Below are 12675 nucleotides of genomic sequence, written 5' to 3' on the forward strand. Positions count from 1 at the left end.
AATTACTATCTTTTCTGTTTTCCCCGATTCCGTTCGGGACTGCAAAGGTAAAAGGTTTTTCCGTTTCCGCAAAATTTATTTTAAAATAATTTCCTGCTTCCCCTTCCTGCCGGCGAAACCCCTTACGGTATCCCCCTTCCGGCCCCCTTTTTCTGCCTTTCAGTGCTGTCCCTCCCTCGCGGAGTGGTGCAAAGATAGAACTTTATACACCGCCGTGCAAGTCCTGCGCCCCTTTTTCCGGACGAAAAACCGCAAACCCCTGTAAACCTGAACGATATTTTTAAACCGGCAGATGTCTGATGGCGGATGGCAGATAGCAGATGGCTGATGGCAGATAGCAGATGGCTGATGGCAGATGGCTAATGGCTAATGGCTAATGGCTGATGGCAGATAGCAGATGGCTAATGGCAGATAGCGGATGGCTAATGGCTAATGGCTGATGGCAGATGGCTAATGGCAGATAGCAGATGGCGGATGGCTGATGGCAGATGGCTAATGGCAGATAGCGGATGGCTAATGGCTAATGGCTAATGGCTAATGGCATAAATCATATAAGCTATGAGCCATGCTATAGCTTCGCACATACGACGCCCCTGCGGCGCCTTTCCTGCTGTCGTGCGACAGTCTTCCTTAAGGGAAAACAGAGGGTATATAGAGTTTTACCTCTATAAACCCTCTATCAACCCTCTGTCAACCCTCATTTAAACCTCTATTATTCTTACCGCTGACTGGCTTCTGCCCCGCACGTGGGCCGGCCATGTACCGAAGGCTGATCTCCACCGGTCACGGATTAATTTACTGTGCACGAGCCGGACTCTACAAAATGACAATAAACAAACCTTGCGATAATTTATTGGAACGCTATTTGCTCTTTTTTAGAGTATTTAAAAGAAAGGTAACTATGACAAAAAACGAAAAAATGAAAACAACAAAACTTGAAAAGAACCCTTTTATGTACTACGTGACAAACTGGGGATTTGTCGAACAAGGTTCACAGAAAATCAATAACCACACGAAAAACCAAAAACGAAGTTAAAACTTCATCCGATGCAAAAAAAGAGGTGCTTTATGACAAATAAAGCATTTTGTTTTTTTGCCCTACCCCTGCCCCTCATCATCTCTTTCCTCATCATCAAACAAGATACGCACTGATGGCGTATACGTATCTTCATGCTGCCCGGTTTTATTCGCCCAAAAAAAAGCCGCCAAAAAAATCAACGCAATAAAAACACTGCAGCCTATAAGAAAAAAAATAATATTCATATCGAAATAGTTATTCATCCGTATCCGTCTTCAAAGGCATTTATGAGGCATCCGTCCGGTTCGGCAACCAAGACATTCATAAATTACATGTTGTGCCCCAGGGCCGCAGTCCGCTCCAGCAGCCCTCTCTTCCGTGCAAACCAACGTGTTGCCAAACTTGTAAACGATATAATCGTGACCGTGCTGATCGGCATAAGGATCGCCGCGAAAAGCGGCGACATTGTTCCCTGAAGTGCAAAATACAACCCTATGCAATTATATGTAAGGGAGATTAAAAAGCTCATTCGTATCACATGAACAGCGTCTTTGGCGAACAGAAAAAATTTAGGTATTTTTCTAAACGATGTCCCCTCTAAAATCGCGTCGCACCCCGGAACAAAGTTGTTGATATCGTCAGAAATCGCCACGCCCAGATCGGCCTTTCGCAACGCTCCTGCGTCGTTTAAGCCATCTCCCAACATACCAACCCGCCTACCGTCTCTCTGCCAATCTTCGATTTGCATTAATTTATCAGTGGGATTCTGGTGAAACAAAATACTGGACGAGACCGGAAAGATCGCCCTAAGGGCTTCCATATGGCGGTCGCCATCTCCGGATAGCAGATGCAGGTCATAACCTTGCTGAAGTTCCTGCACAACGTCTTCCAAGCCTTCCCGCCACGATTGCTCGTAGTGGAACGCTCCACGCAGCTCTTTATCGATAGCTACAAAGACCCGCCCGTCACCGCGCCTGTTCCTGCCAAAGACAAAGGGCATGGAGCCGATTTCTACCGTCTTACCGTTCACATCGGCTTTCATTCCTTTCCCAACTATTTCCTCAAAATGTGCCACGTCCAGCGTGGTGATATCCCCTGCCCATCTGAGGATTTCCCTACTTAGGGGATGATTCGAATTCCGACAAACGGAGGCCAGCAGCCCCTTTTCCCGCGCGTTGAGATGGCCATCAAAGAATATGCGAGTCGATTTAGGCGAGGTGATCGTCCCCGTCTTGTCAAATACTATACAATCTATCTTAGCCATCTTTTCCACCACAGCCGTATTCTTAATATACATCTTATTCCGGTCAAAGATGCTCAACGCTGCGGAAAGCGTAAAAGGTGAGCTAAGCGCCAACGCGCATGGACACGCGATGATTAGCACCGCTGTAAACGCGTTCCATGCTTTGGCAGCATCTCCGCCAAACAGCCAATAGGCTGCGCCAAAGATCGCAACAGAAAGGAGGCCTATTGTAAAATACTTACTCACAACGCCGGCAAAAGTCTCGTATGTCTTCTCCCGGTCTTTAAAGTTCTCGTTGTTCCACAGCCTTGTGAGGTGGCTCTGCGATACAGCTTTGACCACTTCTACTTCGATCGCCTCTCCCACCTGTCTGCCACCGGCATAGATAAGCTCCCCCGGCGTTTTCTCCACAAGATCGGACTCGCCTGTCACGAAACTAAAATCGACCGCAGCCGCTCCTTTCAGCAGTAGTGCGTCGGCCGGAATAATTTCGTTGTTTCGGACCAAGATACGATCGCCAACGTGTAGGTCGGCGAGCGGGATTGGACGCTCCCTATCACCTTCAATGCGGGTAACAGCTACAGGAAAATACGATCTATAATCGCGCTCGAAGGACAGATGATGGTAGGTCCGTTGCTGAACCCATCGACCAATTAAAATAAAAAACACCAAGCTACATAGCGTGTCCGCGAATCCGGCGCCGCTCCCCGTCAGGATTTCCAACGCGGTACGCACAAATATCACCAGAATGCCTAACGCCAGCGGCACATCTAAATTTAGGTTCCTATGCTTCAAGCTCTGCCATGCCGACCGGAAATAATCTGAAGCACAATACAGCAACACGGGAACAGAAAACCCTAAATTCATGTAGCCAAAAAAGTTAGCGTACTGCTTTTCAAAAGCGTCCATTCCGAAATATTCCGGAAAACTTAGCATCATAGAGTTCCCAAAGCAAAAACCTGCCACGGCAATTTTCGCCACCAACGTATGCCCCCCACGCGAGCTTTCTTTTCCTTCTTTAACAATATCCTGCAGCGTAATCTTCGGCTCGTAACCGATGCCGACAAGCAACTCCACCAACATCCGAAGCGAGAATGAACCGTTCTTAAATCTTACCGTAACCTGCTTTTTCATGAAATCGACCTGTGAACTGACGATTGCGGCTTCGAGCTTGTATAGATTCTCCAACAGCCAGATGCAGGAACTGCAATGAATAGCCGGAATATAAAACGTGATAATCGACATGCGTTCGTCCATATAATCTACCAGCTTGGCCCGTATATCCGGTTGATCGAGGTAAGCTAAATCTATTGGCTCACGCCGTTTAAACCTTCCGGGATGCGCATTATACTGATAGTATCGCTGCAGGTCATTTTGCTGGAGGATCTCGTATACCGTCTGACATCCTAAACAACAAAACAAACGGTTGTCACATTCATAATGTTGCCCGACAACTTTATCCCCGCAATGAAAACATATGGGTTCGTCTAGTGTAGGCACGGCTTCTCTTGTGTTGGCTGATCGTTCCATATGCGCGTTGTTTCCACGGTCTTCGTTAAATGGCCCGGCTAAATAGGTTGTCTTTCTGTCTGGCGTTGTGCAGCCGTTGATCGAATACCATACAGATGTTACGAAGAAAAGATCTTCCCTCAGGCGTAGCCCGTATATTGCTGCCGTTGATCTCCACAAGGCCGTCCTCCTGCAATGCCTCCATTCGTTGAATAAAAGTTCCGTTGGCGTAAAAACCGTTTTCAAGGCGCACCTCGCCCCGACACATCATGTCTACTATATAGCGGCGTATGGTCATGTCTTCCTTGTTGAGCACATGTCCCTTTAATATCGGGAATTTTCCTTCGTCGATCAGACGGTAATACTCTTCGACGCTTTTTACATTCTGGGAAAAACAGCTCCAGGAATCGCCGATGGAGGAAACTCCTAGCCCGATCAATGCGGGTGTATAGCGATCTGTATAACCCATAAAATTCCGGTGAAGGCCACCGGTGGCGGAGGCCCTAAACAGGGGATCCGTATCTTTTGCGAAATGATCCATTCCCACATCGCGGTACCCTCCAGCCTCAATGAGCCTCTTTCCCAGCATGTACAGCTCCAGTTTGTCGCTTCCTGTAGGAAGATCGCTGTCCGTGAACCTCCGCTGGCCGGGCTTCAGCCACGGGATATGGGCATAACTATAAAAGGAAATACGCTCGGGCGACATGGTTAAAGCGGCGTCGACGGTCCCGGCAACCGTGTCTTTCGTCTGAAGCGGCAGCCCGTAAATCAGATCAAAGTTTACCGAAGTATAACCGATGGCTTTCGCATCTTTCATAACGGTCTCGACTTCCTGCCGAGTTTGCCGTCTGTTTATCAAAAACTGCACACGTACGTCGAAGTCCTGAATGCCGAGGCTAAGCCGGCGGAACCCCAGGCCGTACAATACTTGTAAATGTTCCTTTGTCGTGTTGGCAGGATGCGCCTCGAACGAAAAAGCGGCATTGCTATGCACCTGTGCGTGCGCCAACACACCTTCCACCAGCTGCCGCAGATTTCCGGGATCAAAGAATGTCGGCGTACCACCTCCCAGATGCAACTCGCTTATCATAATGTCTTCTCCGAGCAACCTCCTATACATCGTCCATTCCTTTAGTACACGCTGCAAATAAGGCTTCTCCACGCCATGGTTTTTCGTTATGCGCGTGTTGCAACCACAGTACGTACATAAGCTTTCACAGAATGGCAGGTGGATATACAAGCTGACCCCGTGTTCCTTGGAAGTGCTGTATGTAGCGCTCAGGCGGGAAAGCCACTCCTGCACGCGAAACCTATCCCCTTCCCAAAAGGGTACTGTGGGATAACTGGTGTAACGGGGCGCCGCCACGTTGTACTTTGAAATCAAATCAGCGTTTATGTTCATGGTCCTCCGCATTTTTAATGGTACAATCGGAAACGCAGCAACATGCCAGGCCCACACATTTACCCCGCTCCCACAGGTTTAGATTTCGGATAGTCTGCTCAGCAATACCCCGTGACGTCCGATCGGCGTAAGGTGTATTGGCCACCTGTATCCCCAGATTTCCCGCATGGCAGAGGTCTATGTGATCGGTCAGCAATGAACGGGTTACGATTTTCTGTATCCCCACACGTTTGAGCTCATCTAACAAGGCCGCTTCAAGCAGGTCGTCTTCCGCGATGATAACCACCTCCTTTCCACGAGCGTAGTGGATAGTATCCCAACTTAATGCATTAGCTATGAGGGTGAGGTCATGAACTTTCCCGTTAGCTCTAGCTAACAGTTCTTTCTCAAACTCCTTTATACTGTAGGCAACCGCTTTCATGTATTCATTTTCTCCAACTATTGCGCAAATATAGCGGGCACATGGTGCCCTTGGGATGTATCCTATCAGGTAAGAAAGTGATTTTGGTCACATATGCTGTAGCCAAAAAATAAAGGCGCGGGATTCTTCCCGCGCCTTTATTACGCTCCGTCTGTCGACCGCGCTTAGAACTTGATGGCCTTCAGCCGCGCTATCGAGTATACGCGGATAGCATTCCCTTCTTTTGTTATAAGTCGTTCTTCCTTAAAATCTGCCAACATCCGGCTGATTGTTTCATTGGCAGTTCCCGCTAGCGCAGCCAGATCGTCACGTGAAATCCGGATTACAACTTCGTCCTCGTCCGCGCGTGAAACCGTCTTCTCGGCGACGTTCACCAATGCGTTTGCCACACGTTTTCTTACGGTGTCATACGCAAACCCCAACATCTGCTCTTCTTTCTCACGGATATTTCCTGACAACAGCTTAATAAACTTTCCTGCAATAACGGGCCTGTTATAAAGGAGCTCAAAGAAACGCTCCTTGGGAATCAGAGCCACTTCGCTGTCTTCCAATGCCGCCGCGTTATCACTATACTTCTCGTTGAGAAGCAGCGCCTCATAGCCGAAGAAGGCGTCATGGGCGTGAATATCTGTCGATAATTCCCTACCATCCTGATAAAACAGGAAGCTACGGACCTTCCCCTTCTTGAGGTAGTACATAAATAAAGGTGTGTCGCCAGCCTCGTAAATAAGTTGCTTCTTTTTATATACCTTAGTGCGGGCATCTTTCACCAGCCCCTGTAATAAATAGTGCTGCTCCTCTTCGCTCAGATGTAACGTCCCCCTCTGCAATCCGGTACCGTTTAGTTTTTCGCGCTTCCGCAGCCTACTTTCTATAGCGTTCAACAGCTCTATATCGTCAAAAGGCTTCGTCAGATAGTCGTCCGCACCCATTTCCATCGCCTTTCTCAGATCTGCCCTTTCTGATTTCGCCGTCAGAAAAATAAAGGGGATGTTTGCCGTAGCCTCGTTCTTACTTAACATATACAGCACCCCGTAGCCGTCGAGCTCCGGCATCATGATATCGCAGAGGATCAGGTCGGGATGCGTTTGCGTGGCTAGTTCTACACCGATTTTTCCGTCGGGAGCCGTTAATATATCATAATCTCCGGTAAGCCCCAAGATTTCTGCTGTCCCCTCGCGGATCTCAAAATTGTCCTCGATAATCAATATAGTTTTAGCCATACGTATGCGCTTTTATTGCTCAAATGTCAGTTTGAAAAGAGCCCCCTCATTAATCGCCGATCGATAGTCCAGCGTCCCCCCCATGAGCTTCACATACCGTTTCACGATATTAAGCCCAAGGCCGGTACCGGGAATATTGCCGGTATTATGTGCACGAAAAAAAGGTTCGAACAGGTTTTTTTGATCTTCCAATGGAATACCGATGCCATTATCTTTGACACAGATCGTGCACACATCGTCCTTAATTTCAGTAGAAAACTCGATAAAAGTGTCTTCGCCGGAATATTTTATCGCGTTCGATATGAGATTGGTAATGCTGCTTTTAATCAGATGGCTGTCTAAGTAAAACGTGCCTACAGCTCCCGTATGCTGATAAACGATATGTTGGTTCTTCTTACAGATCATCTGCATCTCTTCGGTTATTTCTTCAGCCAGCTGCACAAGATCGATATCCGCCTTTTTGACAATAACTTTTCCGGCCTCCAGTTTTTCCAAGGAAAGAAAGTCGTTCAGTATGTTGTTCAACAGCTGTACAGCACCCCGTATCCGGTTTGTGTGTTTTAAGACGTTCTGCAGGTCGGGACGCTCCGCGTACTTTTCGATCAGTGAAGCCGACAGCTGGACAGCACTCAGGGGCGTACGGAACTCATGGGAAGCCATAGAGACAAACCGCGACTTCATCTGGTTCAGTTCTTTTTCCTTCTCTAGCGATAGACTGACGTCTGACTTCGCCTTTTCCAGCTCTCCGACGAGTTTAATCAGATCTTTTGTCCGTTCCCTGACCTTCTCCTCCAACTCAATGGCGTGTTTACGCAGCTCATCCTCGGCGGCTCTTTCTTTTGTCAGGTCATGAATGAATCCGGTAAAGATGTTCTTATCTCTATAGTGCACTTCGCTCACCGCCAAGCGGAAAGGAAATGTACTGCCGTCCTTTTTACGGCCTTTCACTTCCCGTCCGATGCCTATAATCTTTTTTACACCCGTTTTCTGGTAACTGTATATATAGTTGTCATGGTTACTCCGATCCGGCTCCGGCATGAGCATTGATACGTTATTTCCGATGACTTCTTCAGGCGCATAGCCAAAAAGCGCAGAAGCAGCAGGATTGATACGCTCGACAATTCCTCTGCTGTCGATAGTGATGATACCGTCTATCGCATTCTCGATTATGGCTTCAAGCAGCTTAACAGATTCGATCATTCTATTTTGTCAGCTTTTTATACTTAATGCGCTTCGGTGCCACATCGCCCAGCCGCTTTTTACGGTTTTCTTCGTATTCCGTATAGTTTCCTTCAAAGAAGTAAACCTGAGAGTCCCCTTCAAACGCTAAGATATGGGTACAGATACGATCGAGGAACCAGCGGTCGTGCGAAATCACCACTGCACAGCCGCCGAAGTTTTCCAGTCCTTCTTCCAGAGCCCGCAACGTGTTGACGTCAATATCGTTGGTTGGCTCATCGAGCAAGAGCACATTAGAAGCTTTCTTCAGCGTGATAGCAAGGTGCACGCGGTTTCTTTCGCCCCCCGAAAGCACGCCTACTTTTTTCTGTTGGTCCGCACCGTTGAAATTGAACTTGGACACATAGGCACGGGAGTTTACCGGCTTATTTCCTAACAGAATATTGTCACTGCCGTCCGTAATGTTTTCCCAAACCGTTTTATTGGGGTCCAGGTCGTCGTGATTCTGATCAACGTAGCCCAGAACGACGGTTTCGCCAACCTTGAATGTTCCCGTGTCGGGCTGTTCTTGTCCGGTTATCAGGCGAAATAATGTCGTTTTTCCGGCTCCGTTGGGACCGATAATTCCCACAATTCCTGCCGGAGGCAGTGAAAAACTTAAATTTTCAAAAAGGAGCTTGTCGCCATACGCTTTGGAGATCGAATCGGCTTCGATCACCACATTTCCCAGACGAGGTCCCGGTGGAATAAATAGCTCCAGTTTTTCTTCGCGCTCTTTTGTTTCTTCGGAGGCCAGCTTTTCATAATTATGAAGACGGGCTTTCGACTTCGCGTGCCTGGCTTTCGGAGCCATGCGGACCCACTCCAACTCGCGTTCCAATGTTTTTTGACGTTTGCTTTCCTGCTTCTCTTCCTGCGCTAGACGTTTGGCTTTCTGATCCAACCACGACGAATAATTACCCTTCCAGGGAATTCCTTCTCCGCGATCCAGCTCCAATATCCAGCCAGCTACGTTGTCCAGAAAATACCGGTCGTGGGTCACGGCAATCACCGTACCTTTATATTGTTGGAGATGTTGCTCCAGCCAGTCAATAGATTCAGCGTCCAGGTGGTTGGTCGGCTCATCCAGCAGCAGGACGTCCGGTTCCTGAAGTAAAAGGCGACAAAGTGCGACTCTCCGGCGCTCCCCACCTGACAAATTGGCAACTTTGGCATCTGGGTCCGGGCAACGGAGTGCATCCATGGCACGCTCCAGCTTGCTATCCAATTCCCAAGCGTTTGTGGCGTCTATTTTATCCTGCAGTTCGCCTTGGCGGACAAGCAGTTTATCCATCGCGTCTGCATCTTCGTACACCTCAGGCAGACCAAATTTTTCATTAATTTCCTCGTATTCTTTGAGAATAGCCGTGATTTCGGCCACTCCTTCTTCGACCACCTCCCTGACCGTCTTTTCGGGGTCGAGCTCCGGTTCCTGCGCGAGATAGCCCACGGAGTAGCCCGGCGAAAACACCACCTCCCCCTGATAGGAGGTATCCAGACCGGCAATAATCTTCAATAGTGAAGATTTTCCAGAACCGTTTAAACCAATTACACCTATTTTCGCTCCATAGAAGAAAGATAGATAGATATTTTTGAGAACTTGTTTTTGCGGCGGATAAATCTTGTTTACGCCCGCCATAGAAAAAATAATTTTTTCGTCAGACATATGCTATGGTAAATACTTCTTTTTGTACAAATATAGTCATTTTTCAGTCGGGGATAACTGACATTTTGATCGTTCACCTGTACTGGCGTAATTGTTGATAAAATCTATGAAACAATCAGTGTAGGATTTATATTTTATTTTTACATTTATACATCCTATCATAGTAATAAAAGGAAAGGTTAATACATGGAAGCTAAATTTTCACCACGCGTAAAGGATGTTATCTCCTATAGCCGAGAAGAAGCATTACGACTTCGACATGATTATATCGGCACTGAACATCTTTTGCTCGGGCTGATTCGTGAAGGCGATGGGGTAGCTATAAAGATTTTAAAGAATATTGGGATAGATACGGGCGCTATCCGTCAATCGGTAGAAGATGCCGTAAAGGGATCGTCGATGTCCCGGGCCCCCATCGGTAATATGCCGTTGACAAAACAAGCGGAGAAAGTACTAAAGATTACATATTTAGAAGCGAAGATTTTCAAAAGCGACATTATCGGCACTGAACACCTGTTGTTAGCTATTTTGCGGGATGAGGAGAATATTGCATCGCAGGTTCTCCAGCAATATAGCATCACCTACGATTTATTTAAAAACGAGGTTGAGCAAAACAAGACAAGCGTCACAGACGAGGCGTCAAGCTCTTCAACGGGCGACGATGACTTTGCAGATGACGACCAACAATTTACGGCTCCTAAAAAGGTTTCGGATATTAAATCGAAGACTCCAGTGCTGGATAACTTTGGCCGTGACCTGACAAAGGCAGCGGAAGAGGGACGGTTGGACCCAATTGTCGGCCGGGAGAAAGAAATCGAACGTGTTTCGCAGATTCTTTCCCGCCGTAAGAAGAACAACCCTATCCTGATCGGTGAGCCAGGTGTGGGTAAGTCGGCCATAGCTGAAGGCCTCGCACTTCGGATCGTACAGCGTAAGGTCTCCCGCGTGTTATTCAATAAACGGGTAGTAACGCTTGATCTGGCGTCATTGGTCGCGGGAACTAAATACCGGGGACAGTTTGAAGAACGTATGAAGGCGGTCATGAACGAGCTTGAAAAGTCGCCCGACGTCATCTTATTCATTGATGAGATACATACCATTGTTGGGGCGGGCGGTGCGTCCGGCTCACTTGATGCGTCGAATATGTTTAAGCCTGCGTTGGCACGTGGAGAAATCCAGTGTATCGGTGCAACAACATTAGATGAATATCGCCAGTACATCGAGAAAGACGGTGCGTTAGACCGCCGTTTTCAGAAGGTCGTTGTAGAACCGGCGTCGCACGATGAGACTGTAGAGATCCTCAACCGGATAAAAGACAAGTACGAAGAGCACCATAATGTAACGTATACGCCTGAGGCAATTGAAGCATGTGTATCGCTCACAACGCGCTATATCACGGACCGCTTTTTACCAGATAAAGCCATTGATGCGTTGGACGAAGCTGGTTCCCGCGTGCACTTAAATAATATCCACGTTCCTCAGTCTATTATTGACATCGAAGAAAAGATTGAAGAAGTTAAAGTAGAGAAAAATAAAGTCGTACGCAGTCAGAAATACGAAGAAGCGGCAAAACTCCGCGATACGGAGAAAAAGCTGCTAGACCAACTCGAAAAAGAGAAAGCTGCGTGGGAAGCGGAGACCAAGTCTAAACGGTATACAGTGTCGGAAGACAGCGTGGCCGAGGTCGTGGCCATGATGACCGGTATACCTGTGCAACGCGTTAGCCAAACCGACAGCCAGAAGCTGTTGAACATGGGCGAGTCCGTAAAGGGAAGAATCATCGGACAGGACGATGCTGTGCAGAAGCTGGTTAAGGCTATCCAGCGTACGCGGGCGGGTTTAAAAGACCCGAAAAAACCGATCGGCTCGTTTGTATTCTTGGGCCCAACTGGTGTCGGAAAGACGGAGCTGGCCAAAGAACTGGCTCGTTTTATGTTCGATTCCGAGGACGCGTTGATCCAAATTGACATGAGCGAATATATGGAGAAATTTGCCGTTTCCCGCTTGGTGGGGGCGCCTCCAGGATACGTGGGATACGAAGAAGGCGGGCAGTTGACGGAAAAGGTACGCCGTAAGCCGTACGCAGTTGTCCTTCTGGATGAAATTGAAAAAGCGCACCCTGATGTTTTCAACCTGTTGCTGCAGGTGTTGGACGAAGGTCAGTTGACGGACAGCCTTGGTAGAAGGGTTGATTTCAGAAACACGATTATTATTATGACGTCCAATATCGGCGCGCGGCAGCTGAAGGAGTTCGGTCAAGGCGTAGGCTTCTCGACATCTGCCCGTGCAAACCAGGCGGATGCACATTCCCGCGGCGTAATCGAGACGGCGTTGAAACGTGCCTTTGCACCGGAATTCCTTAATCGTATCGACGATGTCATCGTGTTTAACTCGCTGACAAAGGAAAACATCTTCAAGATCATCGATATAGAGCTAAAATCGCTGTTCAACAGGATTGAAAGCTTGGGCTACCATATTACGCTCACCGACAAAGCAAAAGATTTTATTGCGGAAAAAGGGTATGACAGCAATTTCGGTGCGAGACCGCTCAAACGGGCTATTCAGAAATATCTGGAAGATCCTATTGCCGAAGAAATCTTAAAAGGTGAAGTTAAAAACGGTTCCCAACTACATATCGACTATAGTGATGAGCGAAAAGAGATTGAGGTGAAAGCTTTAAATCCCGACTCGTCCGGTAACTCCATTGAATCCGACATCACGGAGTCCGATGATAAAAACAAGGAATAGTTAATACATAACGTAAAAAAAGCGTTGGCCCTGTCGGTCAACGCTTTTTTTTTATCTATTAAGCTATAGTTGATTAAGACTACACCGATGTTCCAAACAGCCTGAGCCATGTCACAGGACCGGCATAAGGCCTATCGAAGGTCGTCACGCTGATTTGACAACCCAGGGAGCACACGAAAAAGCACCCCTCTGTTTTGCGTTAGCCAGACCAAGTTTTTTATGGCTTG

At 47.7% G+C, this 12675-nt stretch carries 8 protein-coding genes; 1 reads left to right on the forward strand and 7 read right to left on the reverse strand.

Annotated features, from left to right (window positions below; translation table 11 throughout):
* Positions 1-1098 precede the first annotated feature (1098 nt).
* From ccoS to ettA, 7 genes are all read right to left on the reverse strand, one after another.
* Positions 1099-1263: a cbb3-type cytochrome oxidase assembly protein CcoS gene (ccoS, locus tag BC792_RS10925; RefSeq protein ID WP_148909048.1), complete on the reverse strand. Its 165-nt coding sequence runs from the start codon at positions 1261-1263 to the stop codon at positions 1099-1101.
* An 83-nt stretch (positions 1264-1346) separates the two neighbouring features.
* A complete protein-coding gene (locus BC792_RS10930; RefSeq protein ID WP_148909049.1) occupies positions 1347-3791 on the reverse strand; it encodes a heavy metal translocating P-type ATPase in 2445 nt (814 codons plus the stop codon).
* A 25-nt stretch (positions 3792-3816) separates the two neighbouring features.
* Positions 3817-5172, reverse strand: coding sequence for an oxygen-independent coproporphyrinogen III oxidase (gene hemN / locus BC792_RS10935; RefSeq protein ID WP_148909050.1), 1356 nt, complete (start codon positions 5170-5172; stop codon positions 3817-3819).
* Entirely contained in the window at positions 5156-5593 is a 438-nt protein-coding gene (locus tag BC792_RS10940; protein ID WP_148909051.1) for a Rossmann-fold NAD(P)-binding domain-containing protein, read from the reverse strand. The genes hemN and BC792_RS10940 overlap by 17 nt, the downstream gene beginning before the upstream one ends.
* A gap of 164 nt (positions 5594-5757) precedes the next feature.
* Entirely contained in the window at positions 5758-6816 is a 1059-nt protein-coding gene (locus BC792_RS10945) for a response regulator (RefSeq protein WP_148909052.1), read from the reverse strand.
* A gap of 12 nt (positions 6817-6828) precedes the next feature.
* Positions 6829-8013 (reverse strand): PAS domain-containing sensor histidine kinase, encoded by a 1185-nt coding sequence (locus BC792_RS10950; protein ID WP_148909133.1) that lies wholly within the window; start codon positions 8011-8013, stop codon positions 6829-6831.
* 4 nt (positions 8014-8017) lie between these two features.
* Positions 8018-9700 carry an energy-dependent translational throttle protein EttA gene (gene ettA / locus BC792_RS10955; protein ID WP_148909053.1) on the reverse strand — a complete coding sequence of 561 codons (1683 nt, stop codon included), beginning with the start codon at positions 9698-9700 and terminating at the stop codon, positions 8018-8020.
* 186 nt (positions 9701-9886) lie between these two features.
* Here ettA and BC792_RS10960 point away from each other — a divergent pair, with 186 nt between their 5' ends.
* Positions 9887-12448, forward strand: coding sequence for an ATP-dependent Clp protease ATP-binding subunit (locus BC792_RS10960; protein WP_148909054.1), 2562 nt, complete (start codon positions 9887-9889; stop codon positions 12446-12448).
* The last annotated feature ends 227 nt before the right edge of the window (positions 12449-12675 follow it).

This window comes from Sphingobacterium allocomposti, from assembly GCF_008124885.1.
GTDB classification, from domain to species: Bacteria; Bacteroidota; Bacteroidia; order Sphingobacteriales; family Sphingobacteriaceae; genus Sphingobacterium; species Sphingobacterium allocomposti.